Source organism: Curtobacterium sp. MCBD17_030, from assembly GCF_003224255.1.
Lineage (GTDB): Bacteria > Actinomycetota > Actinomycetes > Actinomycetales > Microbacteriaceae > Curtobacterium.
Window position 1 is genome coordinate 17,729 of sequence record NZ_QKLI01000001.1, and the last position, 19,488, is coordinate 37,216.

Here is a 19,488-nt window from a genome sequence, read left to right on the forward strand (position 1 = left end):
GTCGTCATGCAGTCGACGGACAAACCACGCGTGGCCGTCATCGGCGCGGGCAGCTGGGGCACCACGTTCGCGAAGGTGCTCGCCGAGGGCGGCGCCGAGACCGTCCTCTGGGCCCGGCGACCCGAGATCGCACGGGAGATCACCGAGACGAAGCGGAACTCGGAGTACCTGCCCGGCATCAACCTGCCGCGGACCCTGACCGCCTCGACGTCCCTCGCCGCAGTGCTCGCCGGCGCCGAGCAGGTGTACGTCTCGGTGCCGTCGCAGACCCTCCGCTCGAACCTCGCCGCGATCCGGGAGCTCCTGCCGGCCGACGTGCCGGTCGTCAGCCTGATGAAGGGCGTCGAGAAGGCCAGCGGGCTGCGGATGAGCGAGGTGCTCCTCGAGGGGCTCGGCATCGACCAGGACCGCATCGCCGTGGCCAGCGGGCCGAACCTGGCGCTCGAGATCGCCCGCCGACAGCCGACCGCCGCCGTGGTCTCGTCCTCGAGCGTGGACACCGCGACCGCCGTCGCCGCGGTCGCGACGAACCCCTACTTCCGCTCGTTCATCAACACGGACGTCATCGGCACCGAGTTCGGCGGGGTCCTCAAGAACCTCATCGCGGTCGCCATCGGCATCGTCGACGGCGTCGGCTACGGCGAGAACACCAAGGCCTCGATCATCACCCGCGGTCTCGCCGAGATGACCGAGTTCGCGGTGTCCCTCGGCGCGCAGCCGTCGACGCTGTCCGGGCTCGCGGGCCTCGGTGACCTCATCGCCACGTGCCAGTCGCCGCTCTCGCGGAACAACACCGCGGGCCGGCTGCTCGGGCAGGGGTACCGCTTCGACGAGGTCGTCCGTCAGATGAACCAGACCGCGGAGGGCCTGGCCTCGGTCGCGCCGATCCTCGAACTGGCCCGGGCGAACGGTGTCGACATGCCCATCGTCGGGCAGGTCGGCGAAGTCCTCGCCGGTAGGCTCGATCCGCGCAACATCGCGCCGCACCTCACGGAGACCGACGAGCCCCAGGGCGAGTGACCGGTCCCGGTACCCACCGCTTGGAGCGTCCATGAGCAGCACCGCGCCCGCACCCGAACCGATCGACGCAGCCGTGCCCACGGTGTCGACCGACGCCGAGCGGACCACCGTAGCCGTGCTGTTCGGTGGGCGATCGAGCGAGCACGAGATCAGCTGCGTCACCGCGGGCGGGATCATGGACGTCGTCGACCGCGACCGGTACGACCTGCTGCCGATCGGCATCACCAAGGACGGCGCGTTCACCCTGCAGCCCGACGACCCGTCGGACTGGGCGCTGCTCGGCCAGGAGCTGCCGACGGTGCCGGACAACGGCACCCGCGTCCGCTTCCCGGTCTCCGGCGACTCCCGGGAGCTGTTCGTCGAGCTGCCCGACGGGTCGGTGGAGTCCCTCGGGTCGGTCGACGTGGTGTTCCCGATCCTGCACGGCCCGTTCGGTGAGGACGGCACGATCCAGGGCCTCCTGGAGACCGCCGGCCTGCCGTACGTCGGCGACGGCGTGCTCGCCAGTGCCCTGGCGATGGACAAGCACGTCGCGAAGGCCGTCCTCGAACACGCCGGACTGCGGGTCGCGCCCTGGACGACCGTGCTCCGCCGACAGTGGCAGTCGGACCCCGTCGACGTCGCCGAGTCGGTCGCCGCGCACGGGTTCCCGCTCTTCGTGAAGCCCGCCCGTGCGGGGTCGAGCATGGGTGTCTCACGCGTCGACGACCCCGCACAGCTCGGGGCCGCGATGGACCTGGCGTTCGAGCACGACAGCAAGGTCATCGTCGAGCCCCGGGTGATCGGTCGGGAGGTCGAGGTCGCCGTCCTGGAGGGCCGTGACGGCACCCCGCGCACGAGCCTGCCGGGTGAGATCGTCGTCGCTGCGGACGGCTTCTACGACTTCACCGCCAAGTACCTGGGCGGCGACGAGCAGCTGCTCTGCCCGGCCCCGCTGAGCGAGTCCGAGACCGACGAGATCCGGTCGATCGGCGCCCGTGCGTTCGAGGCGATCGGTGGCGCGGGACTGGCCCGCGTGGACTGCTTCCTGACGGACGACGGCTTCGTGGTCAACGAGGTCAACACGATGCCGGGCTTCACGCCGTTCTCGATGTACCCGCGCTGCTGGGCGGCGTCGGGCCTGGCCTACCCGGAGCTGGTCGCCGAGCTCATCGAGCTGGGACGCATCGCGGTCCGCTGACGCTCTGGGACGTCGGCTGCCGGGACGTCGGCTACAGGGATCTCGGCGGGGCGGGACGTCGGCCGTGCCAGGGTGCTGAGCGTCCTAGCCGACGTCCTGCGGGTCGAGGCAGCGGTGCCCGTCCTCCGGCAGCGTCGACACGGCGTCGCCCAGGTCCTGCAGGGCATCCGGCGTGGCCCGCTTCGTGTCGATGACGACCTGCACCGCGGGGGAGCGCCCGAACGTCGTGTAGACCACGTTCTGCCCCCGGGCGTCGCGGATCCAGTCGACCGAGCCCTGTGCGAAGCACGGCAGGTCGGAGACCGTCGGCACGGCCACGCCGCAGTGGTAGAGCACCGCGGCGGGGGAGCCCCACGCGGCGGTCGCCTGCGCGGAGGTGTTGCGCAGCGGGAGCGTCCCGTTCAGGGTGGCGGGCAGCCGGACCTGCGCACCGGCGCAGGCGGCGGCGTTCGCGGAGGGCGCGGCCTGCATGGCGACCGCGTTCGTGCAGCCGGTGAGTCCCACCACGACGGCGGCGGCGAGGGCCACACCGCCCAACGCGCTACCCAGCCGACGGCGGGCGTTCCGGGGGCGGCGGGGTGCGGTGTCCATCGACGTCCAGGCTACCGTTCTCGTGTGGACGCGACGCACGAGCACAGCCCCGGCACCCCGGCGGAGACGGTGGGAGCGCTCGGTGAACTGGCGGTGCTCGACCGCGTGACCCGGCGTCTGCCGCCCGGTTCGCCGCTGCTCGGCCCCGGGGACGACTGCGCGGTGGTCGCCGCTCCCGACGGTCGGTTCGTCGTGACGACGGACATGATGGTGCACGGTCCGGACTTCCGGTGGGCGTGGTCCTCACCCGAGGACGTCGGCTGGAAGGCCGCCGCCACGAACCTGTCCGACGTGGCCGCGATGGGCGCGGCACCCTCGGGCCTCGTCGTCGCCATCGCCGCCCCGCAGGAGACGCCGGTGACGGTGCTCGAGGGCATCGCCGACGGGTTCCGGCTCGCGATCGAGACGCTCGCTCCGGGCATCGGTGTCGTCGGCGGCGACCTGTCGACCTCGGCGACGTTCTCGTTGACCGTGACCGCGTTCGGCGACCTCGGCGGACGCGCCCCGGTCGTCCGCTCGGGCGCCCGCCCCGGCGACGTGCTCGCGGTCTCGGGCGAACTCGGGCCCGCTGCCCGAGGACTCGCCCGTCTGTTCCGCGACGGGGTCGACGACGCAGGTGAGCCGGACGCCGGTCGGGTGCGGGCGAACGGTGCGGACGCTGATCCTGACGTCGCCCGGCAGCGCCGTCCGGTCCCGCCGATCACCGACGGACCGCTCGCCGCCGCCGCCGGTGCGACCGCGATGCTCGACCTCTCGGACGGCCTGGCGATCGACGCCGGCCGGCTGGCCCGCGCGAGCGGGGTGACGCTGGAACTCGACGTCGAGCCGGCGCTGGACCCGGTCGCGCTGCGCGGCGGTGAGGACCACGGACTGTTGGCGACCTTCCCGGCGGGGGCGGGCCTCCCGGGCGGGTTCCGACGGATCGGACTCGTCCGCGCTCGAGTCGCGGACGACGACCACGGCGGTGACAGGGGCCACGGTGTCGACCTCGTGCGCGGTGGGGAGCCGGTCCCCACGACGGGCTGGGACCCCTACGCCGACTGGGACGGCGCGGCGGGCTGACGGCCGCGCGCCCGACTGCGCAGTAGGCGGTCGGCGCGGATCAGCCGGCGGAGTCGGCAACGGCCTCCCACGCGACGGTGTCGCCCCATGACCGTTTGCTGAACGGCGTCAGCCCGGCCGGCCACGTCGGTTCCGACGACCGCGTGCCCCGCTCGACGACGACGACCGCCTCGGCCGTCAGCCGGGACACCAGCGCGTCGAGGACGTCGGTGAGCTCGGACTCCGGGACCTCGTACGGCGGGTCGATGAACACCAGGTCGAAGGTCTTCGCCGTGGTCCGCAGGTACCCGAGCGCGGGCTGCGCGTGCACGGCGATGCGGACGCCGGGGACACGCTTCTGCACCGCCTTGGCGTTGTCGCGGCAGGCGGCCGCGGCGGGCGCCGCCCGGTCGACGAGGGACACCTCCACCGCACCTCGTGACGCCGCTTCGAGCCCGAGGGCACCGGTCCCGGCGTAGAGGTCGGCAACCGAGGTGTCGTCGATCAGCCCGCGCGCCTCCAGCGACGAGAAGAGCGCTTCGCGCACGCGGTCGCTCGTCGGCCGGGTGCCGGACTTCGGCACCCGGAGCGTCGTGGAGCCGGCGGCACCGGCGATGATGCGGGTCATGTAGTCACCGTAGCGGGCCGTCAGCAGCCCTCCGGTGTTCTCCACAGGCGTCCGGGAGGCCCGTGACGGGTCGGTCGTCCCGGGTACCGTTGGCGTGTGGTCACCTCCCGCGCCGACACCGCTCCGACGACCCCCGACGGCCCCGCCGACGTGCCGACCCCTGACGTGCAGTGGGGCACGGCACCGCTCGACGTGAAGCTGGCGAACGTCCTCGGCGGGCGGACCGCGAAGGCGATCGAGAAGGCCTTCGGGCACCGCACGGTCGGCGAGTTCCTGGAGCACGCCCCCCGGCGGTACGCCGAGCGCGGCGCGTTGACCGCCCTGGACTCGCTGGCCATCGGCGAGCCGGTGACGATCGTGGCCGAGGTGGTCGAGGTCCGCGAGCGCACGATGCGGGCGCGGCGCGGCTCGATCCTCGAGGCGAAGATCGGGGACGGCAAGGGCCTGTTGACGCTGACGTTCTTCAACCAGGGGTGGCGCACGAAGGACCTCGTCCCCGGCGCCCGCGGGGTGTTCGCCGGCAAGGTGGGCGACTACCGCGGCGCTCGGCAGCTGGCGCACCCGGACTACGAGTTGTTCGACCGCGACGACCCGCGGGCCACGGCGGACCCCGAGTCGGAAGAGGCGATCCGGTGGTCGCGACAGCCGATCCCGATCTACCCGGCGACCGCGTCGCTGTCGTCGTGGCAGATCGCGAAGGCGATGGGGATCGTGCTCGACACCCTGCCGGACGTCGCCGACCCGATCCCCGCCTCGGTGCGCACCCGTCTCGACCTGGTGCCGTTCCGGAAGGCACTCGAGATGCTGCACCGGCCCGAGAAGGTGGCGGACTTCAAGCGCGCCCAGGACGCCCTGCGCTACCGCGAGGCCTTCGTGCTGCAGACCGCGCTGGTCCAGCGCCGGATCGCGGCCCGCGCGACGGCCTCGGTGTCACGGACGGCCGCACCGGGCGGGATCCTCGAGCGGTTCGACGCGACCCTGCCGTTCACGCTCACCGACGACCAGCGGGCGGTCGGTGCGGAGATCGCGCAGGACATGGCGGGCACCTGGCCGATGCACCGACTGGTGCAGGGCGAGGTCGGTTCGGGCAAGACCCTCGTCGCGATCCGGGCGATGCTCACCGTCGCCGAGTCGGGCGGCCAGTCCGCCCTGATCGCCCCGACGGAGGTCCTGGCGGCGCAGCACCTCCGGTCGATCGTGAAGTTCCTGGGCCCCGACCTCGCCGCGGAGCTCCGACCGGTGATCCTGACCGGTTCGCAGTCCACCGACGAACGCCGACGTGCACTGCTGGCGGCGGCCTCGGGCGGGTCCCGGCTCGTCGTCGGGACGCACGCGCTGCTCGGTGACCGCGTGGACTTCGCCGAGCTCGGTCTGGTCGTCGTCGACGAGCAGCACCGTTTCGGCGTCGAGCAGCGCGAAGCCCTGCGGACGAAGGGCGCGACCCCGCCGCACGTGCTGGTGCTCACCGCGACGCCGATCCCGCGAACGGTGGCGATGACGGTGTTCGGCGACCTCGACGTCTCGACCATCCAGGGGATGCCCTCCGGTCGCGCCGGGGTGGAGACCTTCACGGTCGGACTGGCGGAGCACCCGGGGTGGGAGTCCCGGATCTGGACACGGATGGCCGAGGAGCTGGCCGACGGCCGGCAGGCGTTCGTCGTCTGCCCGGCGATCGACGACGCCCACGGTGAAGACGACGGCGCCCCCGAGCCGGCCGCCGACGGCGGCGACCCGGACGGCACACCGGCCCGGAAGCCCGCGACGGTCCTGGCGACCGCCGAACGGATGCGTGCGATGCCGGTGCTCGAGGGTCGACGGATCGAGGTGCTGCACGGGCGGATGACGGCTGATGAGAAGGACCGGGTGATGACGTCCTTCGCCGACGGGTCCGTCGACGTCCTCGTCGCCACCACGGTGATCGAGGTCGGCGTGGACGTCCCGAACGCATCGATGATGGCGGTGCTCGACGCCGACCGGTTCGGCGTCTCGCAGCTGCACCAGCTCCGCGGACGCATCGGCCGCGGGCAGTACGCCGGCGTCTGCCTGCTCGTCACCCACGCCGAGGCCGAGACGGTCTCGCGTGAGCGTGTGGACGCGGTCGCCGCTTCCGATGACGGGTTCGAACTTGCCCGGGTGGACCTGGAGCTCCGCCGCGAGGGCGACGTGCTCGGCGAACGGCAGTCCGGCGGCCGGTCGTCGCTGACCCTGCTGCGGGTGGTGCAGCACGCCGACGTGATCATCGACGCCCGGGAAGAGGCCGAGCGGCTCCTGGAGCACGACCCGGACCTCAGCGGGAGCCCGGCGCTGCGGGACGCCCTCGCACGACGCCTCGACGAGTCCGACGCGGCGTTCCTCGGCAAGAACTGACCGCTGCTCGCAAGCACCGTGGCGGCCAGGGCCGAGCCGGCCAGGACCGGGCGCCGGTATGGTCGCCTGCATGACGAAGATCGCCGTCGTGCCCGGTTCCTTCGACCCCGTGACGCTGGGGCACCTGGACGTCATCGCCCGTGCCGCCGAGTTGTTCGACGAGGTGCACGTGCTCGTCGTGCACAACCCCGACAAGAAGTCCGCACTGTTCGACGCCGGCGACCGCGTGCGGCTCATCGAGGAGTCCCTGACCGAGGTCGGCGTGCCCGGCACCGTCGTGGTCGGGGAGTGGACGTCGGGGCTGCTCGTCGACTACTGCCGACAGGTCGGGTCGAAGATCCTGGTGAAGGGCGTGCGCTCCGGCGAGGACGTGGCGTACGAGACGCCGATGGCGATCATGAACCGCCACCTCGCCGGTGTCGAGACGGTGTTCCTGCTGCCGGACGCCGCCCGTTCGCACGTGTCGAGCTCGCTCATCCGGCAGGTCTCCGGCCTGGGCGGGGACGTCACGCCGTACGTGCCCCGGGTCGTGGCGCGAGCGCTCGACGACCGGCACTGACACCGCGCCGCCGTCGACGACCCTCGCCACGGTCCGCGACACGCGTCGGGCGCTCGACTCCTCGGCTCGGGCGCGCTAGGCTGGTTGATCGTGTATTCCTCCGTGAACAGCCCCTATGCCCTGCGTGTGCGTGACCTTGCGCAACGGGCGGGCGACATGCGCGAGGTCTCGGTCGACATCGTCGTGCCGAGCACGCTCGGTGCCGGTCTGATCGCCGTGCGTGAGGGCGACCAGATGCACCTCGACGTGAAGCTCGAGGGTCTGCACGAGGGCATCCTGGTCTCCGGACACGCCCGGGCTGAAGCGACGGGGGAGTGCTCGCGCTGCCTCATCGACATCAGCGAGCCCGTCGATGTCGAATTCGCCGAAGTGTTCGCGTATGATGCCTCGGAGGAATTCGACTACCAGGTTCACGACGACCACGTGGATTGTGAACCGGTGGTCCGAGACGCGGTGGTGCTGTCGCTGCCGTTCACCCCGGTCTGCCGACCGGACTGCCCAGGACTCGACCCGGTGACGGGTGAGCGTCTGGCAGACGTCGGCGAACAGCCGGCTCCGTCGGCCGCCGATCCCCGTTGGGCCGCGCTCGGCGGGATCCAGTTCGACAACGACGAGCCCGACGACAACGACGAGCACGACGACAGCAACGAGCACCAGAACACCAGCGGGCACCACGACGCTGACCAGACCACCGCGGACGAGGAGCGGACGCCGGCCGACCAGGCCGAGTGACCGCCACCATCCGCGACTGACCACCGACCAAGCGAAAGAGAACCACCATGGCCGTCCCCAAGCGCAAGCAGTCCCGTGCGAACACGCACGCCCGTCGATCGCAGTGGAAGGCCGCACCGGTCCAGCTCGTGAAGACGATCGAGAACGGCAAGGTCGTCTACAGCCTCCCGCACCGTGCGAAGGTCGTCGAGGACTCCGCCGGCACCCCTCTGTACATGGAGTACAAGGGCCGCAAGGTCGCCGACGTCTGATCGGACCGCACTCATGACTGCGACGTCCGGCGCCGCGGGGTCCAGCCCCGTGGGGCCGGACGTCGTTCGTCTTCGTGACCTCCTCGGGGTCCCTGTGGACCTCGAGCTCCTCCAGCTCGCGCTGACCCACCGCTCGTACGCGTACGAGCACGGCGGGATCCGGCACAACGAGCGGCTGGAGTTCCTCGGCGATTCCATCCTCGGCCAGGCCGTGACCGTCAAGCTCTTCCGGGACTACCCGGAGCTCGACGAGGGTGAGCTCGCCAAGCGGCGTGCAAGCCTCGTGTCGACGGTCGCCCTGGCGGAGATCGGCCGACTCATCGGCCTCGGCGCGTACCTCCGGCTCGGCAAGGGCGAGGAGCAGACGGGCGGTCGGGACAAGTCCTCGATCCTCGCCGACACCGTCGAAGCCGTGATCGGTGCGACCTACCTGTCCGCGGGTGCGGACTCCGCGACGGACCTGGTGCTGCGTCTCGTGGCGCCGCTGCTCGTCGACCCCGCGCGGTTCGGTGCGGCGATGGACCCGAAGACGAGCCTGCAAGAGCTGGCGTCCGCGCTGACCCTCGGCAACCCGGCCTACCGGATCACCGAGGCGGGCCCGGACCACGACAAGACCTTCCACGCCACCGTCGTGCTGCAGGGCGAGGACATCGCCACCGGTACCGGGACGAGCAAGAAGACCGCCGAGATGTCGGCCGCGCTGGACGCCTGGACGCGACTGTCCGGTCGGACCGCCGGAGCCTGACCAGGTGCCCGAACTCCCCGAGGTCGAGGTCGTCCGCGCCGGCCTCGAACCCGCGGTGACCGGCGCTCGGGTGCTGGACGTGCAGGTGCTCGACGAGCGCGCCCTGACCCGGCACGACGGCCCGGCCGAGGACTTCGCGCACCGGCTGACCGGCCGGACGATCGCCGCCGCAGTCCGCCGCGGCAAGTTCATGTGGTTCCCGCTCGAGGACGACCCCGAGGCCGAGCGCCCCGGAGCCGCCCGCACCGGCGCCGGACACCCCGCAGCCCAGCACCCCGCAGCCCGGCCCCCCGAGGCTCTCGTCGCACACCTCGGCATGAGCGGCCAGATCCTCCTCGGCCGCGACCGGCCCGCAGCCCGACACCGGCGCATCGTCCTCGACGTGCAGCCTCCCGGCACGGACCGCGACGGCGCTCCGGAAGCTCCCGTGCAGCTCGAGTTCGTCGACCAGCGCACCTTCGGGTCGATGGCGATCGACCGCATGCTGCCGACGATCGACGGCGCTCCCGCGGGGCTCGCCGGTGCCGTGGACACGACCGACCCGGACGCGGCCTGGCGTCGCCGGATCCCGTTCCAGGTGTCACACATCGCCCGCGACCCGCTCGACCCCGCATTCGACGACGACCGGTTCCTCGCCGCCGCACGGAAGCGCTCGAGCGGCATCAAACGGGTCCTCCTCGACCAGGGCGTCATCAGCGGCATCGGGAACATCTACGCGGACGAGTCGCTGTGGGCCGCGAAGCTCCACTTCGACCGCCCCGCCGGCCGGCTGCCACGAGCCACCCTCCGAGGGCTCCTCGACGAGGTCCGGGCGGTGCTGCGGCGTGCGCTCGAGGACGGCGGCACGAGCTTCGACGCCCAGTACGTCAACGTGAACGGGCAGTCCGGCTACTTCTCGCAGCGCCTGGCGGTGTACGGGCAGCAGGGCGAGCCGTGCCCGCGGTGCGGGACGCCGATCGTGCGTGAGCCGTGGATGAACCGCTCCAGCCACCGTTGCCCCGTGTGCCAACCGAGACCCCGGGCGCGGCTGCGTTAACCTGACGCCAGCCGAGGACCCGGAGACCGCATGTACCTGAAGAGCCTGACCATCAAGGGGTTCAAGTCCTTCGCGCAGCCGACCACCTTCGCCTTCGAGCCCGGCGTCACGTGCATCGTCGGTCCGAACGGTTCCGGCAAGTCGAACGTGGTCGACGCTCTGGCCTGGGTGATGGGGGAGCAGGGCGCGAAGACCCTGCGCGGCGGCAAGATGGAGGACGTCATCTTCGCCGGGACCGCCACCCGCGGGCCGCTCGGTCGGGCACAGGTCACGCTGACGATCGACAACGCGGACGGTCTGCTGCCGATCGAGTACGCCGAGGTGACGATCTCCCGCACGCTGTTCCGCAACGGCGGCAGTGAGTACGCCATCAACGGCGAGAACTGCCGGCTGCTCGACGTGCAGGAGCTGCTGAGTGACACCGGCCTCGGCCGCGAGATGCACGTCATCGTCGGGCAGGGTCAGCTGGACAAGGTGCTGCACGCCACCCCGGAGGACCGACGCGGCTTCATCGAGGAGGCCGCGGGCATCCTCAAGCACCGTCGCCGCAAGGAGAAGACGCTCCGCAAGCTGGAGGCGATGCAGACCAACCTCACCCGGCTGTCCGACCTGGCGGGGGAGATCCGTCGCCAGCTCAAGCCGCTCGGTCGTCAGGCCGAGGTGGCCCGCAAGGCGCAGTCCGTCGCGGCGGTCGCACGCGACGCCAAGGCGCGGCTCCTGGCGGACGACGTGGTGCGCCTCCGCCGCGAACTCCGTGACCACCTGGCGGTCGAGACCGGTCGGAAGTCCGAACGAGGCGTCCTGCAGGAGCGGCTCGACCAGATCCGGCAGCGTCAGCAGCAGGTGGAGGCGAGCATGGTCGGCGACGACGTGGACCGCGCCCGGACCGTGGTGCACCGGCTCGAGAGCGTCCAGGAGCGCCTCCGCAGCCTGTCGATGCTGGCCAACCAGCGCCTGATGTTCCTGGCGCAGCAGGCCGAGGCGCCGCAGCAGGGTCCGACGATCACCCCGGAGCGGGTCGCCGGTGTCCGCGCCGAGGCCGACCGGCTCGACGAGCGGGCCCGCGACATGCAGGGCGGCACGACGAGGGTCGGCGACCAGGTCCGTGCCGCCCGTGCCGCGCTCGACGCCCTCGACGAGCAGATCGCCGCGCAGGCCGCCCTCGTCGCGCAGCACGACCTCGACGGGCAGCGTCTGGCCAGTGCGGTCGAGGTCGCCCGGTCGAAGCGCTCCGCGGCGGCGGGCGACCGAGAGCGTCGGGAGCGTTCGCTGACCGAGGCCGTCGCCCGCGCCGAGGAGGCGGCCACTGCGCTCGAGGACGTCGGCCGTGACCCCTCCCTCGACACGGACGAGGACGCCCTGTCCGCGACGCTCACCGCCGCGCGCGAGCAGCTGGACCACGCCCAGGGTGACCGTGACGGCCACCGTGATCGCCTGCACGCGCTCGAGCGGGAACGGGACGCGCTCGACGCCCGGATCGCGGCCCTGGCGCTGTCGATCGACGTGCGCGACGGGTCCCAGGCGGTCATCGACGCCGGCCGCGACGGCATCGTCGGTCGTCTTGCCGACCGCCTCACCGTCACGCCCGGGTTCGAGGCGGCCGTCGCGACGGCGCTCGACGGGTTGGCCGACGCCGTCCTCGCTGACGACCGCGCAGGCGCACTCGGCGCCGTCGAGCACGCCCGGTCCGCCGACCTCGGCCGCATCGACGTGGTCGTCGCCGACGTCGCCGGCTCCGGGTCCCGACTGCCGGCCGTGCTGCCGTCGTCCGTCCGGCGGGCACTCGACCTGGTGGACGGACCGCCGGCCCTCACCGCCCTGCTGGCCGACACGCTGGTCGCGGACACCGACGACGTCGACCTGGAGGCCGTGCTCGCCGCCGCCCCGGACTCCATCGTCGTGACGCGGTCCGGTGACCTGGTCCGTGCTGCCCGGGTGACCGGGGGCGGGGCACGGACCACCTCCCGCATCGAGCTCGTCGCCGACCGGGACGCCGCCGTGACGCGACGACGGACGGTCGTGACGGAGGCGGAGGACGCGGCCACGGGCCTCCAGGCCGCGCGCACGGCGGTCGAGGCGGCGCGACGTGCCGTGGACGAGGCCGACCGTGCCACGCGTGAACACGCCCGCGCGAGTGCCGAGTACGACCGGGCCAGTGCGTCGGCCCGGGCCCGCGCGGAGAACACGGCCGCCGAGGTCGAGCGTCTGCGGGCCGCGCTGGCCGAGACCGACGGCACGACGGCCGTGACCGAGGCGGCGCTGGCAGAGGCGGAAGCGGCGCTCCGGCACTTCACCGACCGGCCGAGGCCGGTCGTCGACGCCTCGGCACGGCCGGCGGCGCAGGACGCGGTGGACGCCGCCCGGGCCGCGGAGATCGAGCACCGGCTGCAGGTCGAGACCGCCCGGGAACGGGCGCGCGCCGAGCGCCGACGTGCCGACCAGCTGGAACGGCAGCTCGAGGCCGAGCGGGCCGCGGCGGAGGAAGCGGCGCGGCTCGCGGTCATCCGCCGCGCCCAGATCGCGTCGGCCGAAGGGGTGCTCGCGGACCTGCCGGTCGTGCTGGCCGCCGTCGACCGGTCGCTCGCCGAGGCGCGGGTGCAGCTCGCGACCGAGGAGTCCGAGCGCTCCCGTCGCAACTCCGAACTGCAGACGATCCGGAACGAGGAGCGCGAGCTGCGCGACCGGCTGCAGACCCTCACGGACGGCGTGCACTCCCTCGAGATGGAGATCTACGAGAAGCGGCTGCACGTCACCGGGGTCCTGGACCGGGCGCAGAGCGAGCTCGGGTTGGGGGAGTCCGTCCTGGTCGCCGAGTACGGGCCGGACGTGCCCGTGCCGGTCGACGTGTTGGTGGACCCCCGTGTCCTGGCACGACGCCACCGAGAGGCTGCCCGTGCGGCTGCGGCGGCCGGAGCGCAGGCCGAGGCCGAGGACTCGGAAGCCGCCCCGGACACGGAGGCCGACGCCGACACCGCGCTCGTCGACGCCGAGTCGACCCTGCCCGGTGGCGCCGCGCTCCCGGAGTTCGAGGCGCCCCACGTCGACCCGGCGGACGTCCCGACGACCCCCTACGTCCGCGAGGAGCAGGAACGCCGGCTCGCTGCCGCCGAACGCGACCTCGGGCGGCTCGGCAAGGTGAACCCGCTGGCGCTCGAGGAGTTCCAGGCACTCGAGCAGCGGCACGCGTTCCTGTCCGAGCAGCTCGAGGACCTGCAGCAGACGCGCACCGACCTGCTCACGATCATCGAGGAACTCGATGGCAAAATGCAGACGATCTTCGCGTCGGCGTTCGAGGACACCCGGGCCGCGTTCGACGTCGTGTTCCCGATCCTGTTCCCGGGCGGATCGGGCTCGATCTCGCTGACGAACCCCGACGACATGCTGACCACGGGCATCGACGTGCAGGTGAAGCCCGCCGGCAAGAAGATCGACCGGTTGACGCTGCTGTCCGGTGGTGAGCGGTCCCTGGCTGCGGTGGCGCTCCTCGTGGCGATCTTCACCGCCCGGCCGAGCCCGTTCTACATCATGGACGAAGTCGAAGCGGCCCTCGACGACGCCAACCTCGGCCGTCTGCTGACCGTGTTCGGCCGCCTGCGCGAGGCGTCGCAGCTCATCGTCATCACGCACCAGAAACGAACCATGGAGATCGCGGACGCGCTCTACGGGGTGTCGATGCGGCAGGACGGCGTCTCGGCGGTCGTCGGCCAGCGGGTGCAGCGACCGGAGCCGGGCACGGAGCCGAGGTCGGAGCCGGCGGTCGCCTGACCGCGTGACCGCCTGACCGCCTGACCGCCTGACCCACGACGGACGGGAGGCCCGGTACCAGCTGGTACCGGGCCTCCCGTCGTGCGGTGCGGACGCCTACTTCACGTCGGCCTCGACCGGCTTGTCGCCCGTCGGGGTGAGGCCGCGCTGCTGACGGCGCTTCGACACCACGAGGCTCGCCACCGTGGCCACGGTGATCGTCAGCAGGATGAACCCGAGCGAGAACCAGATCGGGATCTCCGGCGCCCACTCGACGTGCTGGCCGCCGTTGATGAACGGCACCTCGTTGACGTGCAGCGCGTGGAAGACGAGCTTCACGCCGATGAAGGCGAGGATGACGGCGAGACCCTGACCGAGGTAGATGAGGCGTTCGAGCAGCCCGGCGATGAGGAAGTACAGCTGGCGCAGCCCGAGCAGCGAGAACGCGTTCGCGGTGAACACGATGAACGCGTCCTGCGTGAGCCCGAAGATCGCGGGGATCGAGTCGAGCGCGAAGAGCACGTCCGTCAGGCCGATCGAGACCATCACGAGGAGCATCGGGGTGAAGAGGCGCTTGCCGTTCACCCGCGTGGTCATGCGGTCGCCGTCGAAGTGGTCCGAGGTCGGGATGACGCGGCGGAGCAGGCGGATGAGCTTCGAGTCGCCGTCCTCAGCACCGTGCTCGTCGCCCCCCTTCGCCTGCGACCAGGCGAGCCAGAACAGCAGGAGACCGAACAGGTAGAAGACCCACGAGAAGTTCTCGATGATCGTGACGCCGAGGGCGATGAAGACACCGCGGGCGACGAGGGCGATCGCGACACCCACCAGCAGGACCTTCTGTTGGAACTCCTTCGGCACCGCGAAGGTCGTCATGATGATGAGGAAGACGAAGAGGTTGTCGACGGACAACGCCTTCTCGGTCAACCACCCGGCGAAGTACTCACCGCCGGCCTGTCCGCCGCCGAACACCCAGACGCCGACGCCGAACAGGATGGCGAGCGCGATGTAGACCACGGACCAGAAGGCCGATTCGCGGATGTGCGGCACGTGCGGGGTGCGCACGTGCGAGAAGAAGTCGAACACGAGCAAGGCGAGGATGCCTGCGATCGTGATGAGCCACACGTACAGGGGAACGTCCACTGGAACCTCCAGGTCAGGGGCGCACCACATCGTCCATCGACGAGCTCCGACCACGGAAGTGGTCCGGAAAACGGGTACGCCAGAGCCTGAAGGTCTCTTCCGCCGCGGTCCTGTCCGGTGTCCGACGAGGTCGGTTCCGAGCTGGGCCGCGACCGACGCCCCGGGTCCGGGTCGTTCCGGGCCGTACTGACGGGGTCGCCGAGAGGGAATACTCCCCTTCGCGTCTCCGACACTACCGAAGGTCGCGCTCACCCGGGCCCCTCTAAGCTGGGAACATGGCGAGTAGTTGGTCACTGTCCTCCCGGCTCCGGGGTCTCTTCCAGCGGAAGACCATCGACGAGACGACGTGGGAGGACCTGGAGACCGCACTCATCGGCGCCGACTTCGGTCCGGACATCTCCGAGGAGATCATCGAGGACCTCCGCGCCCGGGTCGACCGGTACGGCACCACCGACCCCGCCGACCTCAACCGCATGCTCCGCGAGGTCCTCGAAGAGCGCCTGTCGAAGCTCGACACCACGCTGAAGCTCAGCGCCCGACCGGCCGTGGTGCTCGTCGTCGGGGTGAACGGCGTCGGCAAGACCACGACCATCGGCAAGTTCGCGAAGTTCCTCCGCACCTACGACCGCACGGTCCTGGTCGGCGCGGCCGACACGTTCCGAGCCGCGGCCGTCGAGCAGGTCGCGACGTGGGCCCAGCGCGCCGGCGTCGACGTCGTCCGGCCCTCGCAGCCCGGGCAGGACCCGGCCTCGGTCGCGTACCAGACCGTCGAGCAGGCGATCCGGCAGGGCATCGAGATCGTCGTCATCGACACCGCCGGCCGACTGCACACCAAGGCCGGGTTGATGGACGAGCTCGGCAAGATCAAGCGCGTCGTCGAGAAGCAGACCGAGATCGCCGAGGTCCTGCTCGTCCTCGACGCGACGACCGGCCAGAACGGCCTGGCGCAGGCGCAGGCCTTCATCGAGGGCGCCGGCGTGACCGGTCTCGTCATCACGAAGCTCGACGGGTCGGCGAAGGCCGGGTTCGTGCTCAGCGTGCAGGAGAAGACGGGCATCCCGATCAAGCTCATCGGGCAGGGCGAGGGCATCAACGACCTCACGGGCTTCACCCCGCACGTCTTCGTGCAGAACCTCGTCGGCTGAGCCTCCGCGCCCCTCGAGGCAGCCTGCCCCGGTCGTCGGGCACGGTGGGCGTGTACCGTCCGCCTGGTACGTGACCGACCGGGAGAGGAACCCCCACATGCCTGCACTGCTCATCATCGCCTTGATCGTCGGCGTCGTCCTGCTGGTGACCGGCATCGTCAGCGCCGCGCTGAAGGTCCTGCTGTTCATCGGCCTGGTGCTCATCGTCCTCGCCGTCATCGGCTGGATCCTCCGCCGCGTCCGCGGTGGCGGTTCGCGCGTCTGACGCACGGCACGACGACGGACGGGAGGCTCCCCACCAGCTGGTGGGGAGCCTCCCGTCCGTCTGCGGCGGGGCCGGACCGGTCGACGGCTTGCCGCGCCTCCCGGGCCGCATGCCACGGACGGTAGGATGGTCGGATCATGGCGCAATTCGGTTCACTCTCCGATCGGCTCACCGAGACCTTCCGCAACCTGCGGAGCAAGGGACGGCTGACGCCGTCCGACGTGGACGGCACCGTCCGCGAGATCCGGCGGGCGCTGCTCGACGCGGACGTCGCGCTGGAGGTCGTGAAGTCCTTCACCGCCTCGGTGCGCGAGCGGGCGCTCTCGGACGAGGTCAACAAGGCGCTCAACCCGGCGCAGCAGGTCGTCCAGATCGTCAACGAGGAACTCGTCGGCATCCTCGGCGGGCAGCAGCGACGCCTGGAGTTCGCCAAGCGTCCGCCGACGGTCATCATGCTCGCCGGCCTGCAGGGCGCCGGCAAGACGACCCTGGCGGGCAAGCTCGGCAAGTGGCTCAAGAAGGACGGCCACACCCCGATGCTCGTCGCGGCGGACCTCCAGCGTCCGAACGCGGTGCAGCAGCTGCAGGTCGTCGGCGAGCAGGCCGGCGTGCACGTCTTCGCCCCGGAGCCCGGCAACGGCGTCGGCGACCCGGTCAAGGTCGCCAAGAACGCGATCAAGGCCGCGGTCGACCAGCAGTACGACACCGTCATCGTGGACACCGCCGGTCGCCTCGGTGTCGACGCGGAGCTCATGAAGCAGGCCGCGAACATCCGCAAGGCCGTCGACCCGGACGAGGTCCTCTTCGTCATCGACGCGATGATCGGTCAGGATGCCGTCACGACGGCCCGCGCCTTCCAGGAGGGCGTCGACTTCACCGGCGTCGTCCTGTCCAAGCTCGACGGTGACGCCCGCGGTGGTGCAGCCCTGTCGGTCGCCTCGATCACCGGGCGTCCGATCATGTTCGCGTCCACGGGTGAAGGCCTCGACGACTTCGAGCCGTTCCACCCGGACCGGATGGCGAGCCGGATCCTCGACCTCGGTGACATCCTGTCCCTCATCGAGCAGGCGCAGTCCGCCTTCGACGAGGACGAGGCCCGTGCGGTCGCCGAGAAGATCGCGACCGACAACTTCACGCTGAACGACTTCCTGCAGCAGATGCAGCAGCTGCGGAAGGCCGGTTCGATCAAGGGCATGCTCGGCATGCTCCCCGGCGCGAAGGGCATGCGGGAAGCGCTCGACAACTTCGACGAGCGCGAGATCGTGCGTACCGAGGCGATCATCCAGTCGATGACCCCGCAGGAGCGCGAACTGCCGAAGCTCCTCAACGGGTCCCGGCGCCTGCGGATCGCGCGCGGTGCCGGCTCCACGGTGACCGAGGTCAACGCGCTCGTGAACCGCTTCGAGCAGGCCGCGAAGATGATGAAGACCGTCGCCCGTGGCGGGGTGCCGCAGATGCCCGGCATGGGCCCGATCCCGGGCATGCACGGCGGCAAGAAGCAGCAGCCGCAGGGCAAGAAGAAGAAGGTCGGCAACCCGGCGAAGCGCGCTGCGCTCGCCTCCGGTACCGCCCCCGCGCCGCAGCAGGCGCCGAAGGGCGCGGGCCTCGGGCTCGGCATGGGCGCCGGCAAGAACGGTGGGGTGCCATCCGAGGAAGAGCTCGCCTCGTTGCAGAAGTTCCTCGGACGCTGACCCGACCACCTGACGGACGGGCGCGCCCCGCTCAGCGTGACGCGCCAGCGGCACGCGGGGCGCGCCGACCGAGCCTGCGAGTGAGGGGTACCAGCTGGTACCGGGCCTCCCGTCCGTCCGTGGTCGCGTCGCGACGGTTCAGAGCGAGTCGCGGAGTTCGCCGACCAGGTGCTGGACGACCGCGCGGAGGTCTCCGCCGTTCGCCTGAGCGACCGCCAACTGACGCTGGTACGAAGCACCGCGCTCGATCATCGTGTCGAGGTGGTGCAGTTCCTCCTGACAGCCGAGCCGTTCGGCGATCGGGTCCAGGCGGGTGACCAGGTCGTGGACCTCGTCGGTGACCAGCCGTTCGTCGCCGGCGACGTTCGTGATGATCTCGGCATCCATGCCGTAGCGGGCCGCACGCCACTTGTTCTCGCGGACGAACCAGGGCTGCATCGCCTGCAGGGTCTCGCCGGCGTCGATCCGGTCCGAGCTCTCGGTGACCAGGCACTGCACGAGGGCCGTGACCGCGCCGACCTCGTGGAGCGTGGAGATGCCGTCCGAGACGCGGTTCTCGAGCGTGCCCCAGCCCGGCGAGGGACGGATGTCCCACCGCAGGTCCTTCACGCCGTCGATGACGCCGGTGTGCACGAGGTCGCCGACGACCTCCTCGAAGTTCGCCCACGCCCCGAGCTGCGGCGGGAGCCCACCGGTGGGCAGCTGCTGGAACATCAGGGCCCGGTTCGAGGCGTACCCGGTGTCGGTCCCCGCCCAGAACGGGCTCGAGGCCGTGAACGCCTGCAGGTGCGGGACGTAGCCGAGCATCGCGTTCATGATCGGGACGGCCTTGTCACGGTCGTCGATGCCGACGTGCACGTGCACGCCCCAGATGAGCATCTGCCGACCCCACCAGCGGGTGCGGTCGATGAGTTCCGTGTAGTGCTCGCTGTCCGGCGTGATCTCCTGCTGGTCCCACACGGCGAACGGGTGGGTGCCGGAGCACATCACCTGCGCACCGAGGGGCTCGGCGGCGTCGATGACCTGGCCGATGATCCCGGAGAGCTCGCGGGTGGCGCCACCGACGCTGCGGTGCACGTCGGTGACGACCTCGACCGTGTTCGTGAGGAGCTCCTCCGTCACCCGGTCCGGATCGTCCAGGCGTTCCCGGACGGCGGCGAGCACCGCCGGGGCGCGCGGTGTGAGGTCACCCGTCGCACGGTCGACGAGGGGCAACTCCCACTCGACGCCGATCGTCGACGGGGCGGATTCGGAGAACCGGATGTCCATGGGGCCATCCTGCCCGTCCGCCCCGCGGGAACGACGGAGAGCCCGGCGTGTCCGGTCTGCCGGTGAGCGGGCACGTTCGCCTAG

17 protein-coding genes are annotated in these 19,488 nt (G+C 71.5%); 13 read left to right on the forward strand and 4 right to left on the reverse strand.

Annotated elements, in window-relative coordinates; all coding sequences use genetic code 11:
• The first annotated feature begins 6 nt into the window (after window positions 1–6).
• Window positions 7–1,020, forward strand: a complete 1,014-nt coding sequence (locus DEI89_RS00120; protein ID WP_110902458.1) for an NAD(P)H-dependent glycerol-3-phosphate dehydrogenase — start codon at window positions 7–9, stop codon at window positions 1,018–1,020.
• A gap of 31 nt (window positions 1,021–1,051) precedes the next feature.
• Complete coding sequence (locus tag DEI89_RS00125) at window positions 1,052–2,200, forward strand: D-alanine--D-alanine ligase family protein (RefSeq protein ID WP_110902024.1); 1,149 nt, start codon at window positions 1,052–1,054, stop codon at window positions 2,198–2,200.
• An 84-nt stretch (window positions 2,201–2,284) separates the two neighbouring features.
• Here the strand turns inward: DEI89_RS00125 and DEI89_RS00130 are convergent, their stop codons facing one another.
• Complete coding sequence (locus DEI89_RS00130; protein WP_146236648.1) at window positions 2,285–2,791, reverse strand: DUF3515 family protein; 507 nt, start codon at window positions 2,789–2,791, stop codon at window positions 2,285–2,287.
• Window positions 2,792–2,815: 24 nt separating this feature from the next.
• On the opposite strand from DEI89_RS00130, the gene thiL reads away from it, so the two are divergent.
• Window positions 2,816–3,853: a thiamine-phosphate kinase gene (thiL, locus tag DEI89_RS00135; protein WP_258368548.1), complete on the forward strand. Its 1,038-nt coding sequence runs from the start codon at window positions 2,816–2,818 to the stop codon at window positions 3,851–3,853.
• A gap of 40 nt (window positions 3,854–3,893) precedes the next feature.
• Here the strand turns inward: thiL and DEI89_RS00140 are convergent, their stop codons facing one another.
• Window positions 3,894–4,460, reverse strand: a complete 567-nt coding sequence (locus tag DEI89_RS00140) for an RsmD family RNA methyltransferase (RefSeq protein WP_110902460.1) — start codon at window positions 4,458–4,460, stop codon at window positions 3,894–3,896.
• A 165-nt stretch (window positions 4,461–4,625) separates the two neighbouring features.
• On the opposite strand from DEI89_RS00140, the gene DEI89_RS00145 reads away from it, so the two are divergent.
• From DEI89_RS00145 to DEI89_RS00175, 7 genes are all read left to right on the forward strand, one after another.
• Complete coding sequence (locus DEI89_RS00145) at window positions 4,626–6,827, forward strand: ATP-dependent DNA helicase RecG (protein WP_110902461.1); 2,202 nt, start codon at window positions 4,626–4,628, stop codon at window positions 6,825–6,827.
• 70 nt (window positions 6,828–6,897) lie between these two features.
• Window positions 6,898–7,386 carry a pantetheine-phosphate adenylyltransferase gene (gene coaD / locus DEI89_RS00150; RefSeq protein ID WP_110902462.1) on the forward strand — a complete coding sequence of 163 codons (489 nt, stop codon included), beginning with the start codon at window positions 6,898–6,900 and terminating at the stop codon, window positions 7,384–7,386.
• Window positions 7,387–7,476: 90 nt separating this feature from the next.
• Window positions 7,477–8,118 (forward strand): DUF177 domain-containing protein, encoded by a 642-nt coding sequence (locus DEI89_RS00155; protein ID WP_258366414.1) that lies wholly within the window; start codon window positions 7,477–7,479, stop codon window positions 8,116–8,118.
• A 47-nt stretch (window positions 8,119–8,165) separates the two neighbouring features.
• Window positions 8,166–8,369 (forward strand): 50S ribosomal protein L32, encoded by a 204-nt coding sequence (rpmF, locus tag DEI89_RS00160; protein ID WP_110902027.1) that lies wholly within the window; start codon window positions 8,166–8,168, stop codon window positions 8,367–8,369.
• Window positions 8,370–8,382: 13 nt separating this feature from the next.
• Window positions 8,383–9,114, forward strand: coding sequence for a ribonuclease III (gene rnc / locus DEI89_RS00165; RefSeq protein ID WP_110902028.1), 732 nt, complete (start codon window positions 8,383–8,385; stop codon window positions 9,112–9,114).
• A gap of 4 nt (window positions 9,115–9,118) precedes the next feature.
• Complete coding sequence (gene mutM, locus DEI89_RS00170) at window positions 9,119–10,150, forward strand: bifunctional DNA-formamidopyrimidine glycosylase/DNA-(apurinic or apyrimidinic site) lyase (RefSeq protein ID WP_110902029.1); 1,032 nt, start codon at window positions 9,119–9,121, stop codon at window positions 10,148–10,150.
• A gap of 30 nt (window positions 10,151–10,180) precedes the next feature.
• A complete protein-coding gene (locus DEI89_RS00175) occupies window positions 10,181–13,915 on the forward strand; it encodes a chromosome segregation SMC family protein (protein ID WP_110902030.1) in 3,735 nt (1,244 codons plus the stop codon).
• A 96-nt stretch (window positions 13,916–14,011) separates the two neighbouring features.
• Here the strand turns inward: DEI89_RS00175 and DEI89_RS00180 are convergent, their stop codons facing one another.
• The gene (locus DEI89_RS00180; RefSeq protein ID WP_110902031.1) at window positions 14,012–15,034 is read right to left on the reverse strand and encodes a TerC family protein; all 1,023 of its coding nucleotides are present in this window, start codon (window positions 15,032–15,034) and stop codon (window positions 14,012–14,014) included.
• Window positions 15,035–15,309: 275 nt separating this feature from the next.
• Here DEI89_RS00180 and ftsY point away from each other — a divergent pair, with 275 nt between their 5' ends.
• The 3 genes from ftsY (at window position 15,310) to ffh (ending at window position 18,135) form a co-directional block, all read left to right on the forward strand.
• Window positions 15,310–16,179 carry a signal recognition particle-docking protein FtsY gene (ftsY, locus tag DEI89_RS00185; RefSeq protein ID WP_110902032.1) on the forward strand — a complete coding sequence of 290 codons (870 nt, stop codon included), beginning with the start codon at window positions 15,310–15,312 and terminating at the stop codon, window positions 16,177–16,179.
• Between the two features lie 97 nt (window positions 16,180–16,276).
• The gene (locus DEI89_RS17490) at window positions 16,277–16,444 is read left to right on the forward strand and encodes a hypothetical protein (RefSeq protein WP_181421429.1); all 168 of its coding nucleotides are present in this window, start codon (window positions 16,277–16,279) and stop codon (window positions 16,442–16,444) included.
• A gap of 137 nt (window positions 16,445–16,581) precedes the next feature.
• Window positions 16,582–18,135, forward strand: coding sequence for a signal recognition particle protein (gene ffh, locus DEI89_RS00190; protein WP_110902033.1), 1,554 nt, complete (start codon window positions 16,582–16,584; stop codon window positions 18,133–18,135).
• Between the two features lie 138 nt (window positions 18,136–18,273).
• On the opposite strand, the gene DEI89_RS00195 is transcribed toward ffh, so the two are convergent.
• Entirely contained in the window at window positions 18,274–19,404 is a 1,131-nt protein-coding gene (locus DEI89_RS00195; RefSeq protein ID WP_110902034.1) for a glutamate--cysteine ligase, read from the reverse strand.
• Between the last annotated feature and the right edge of the window lie 84 nt (window positions 19,405–19,488).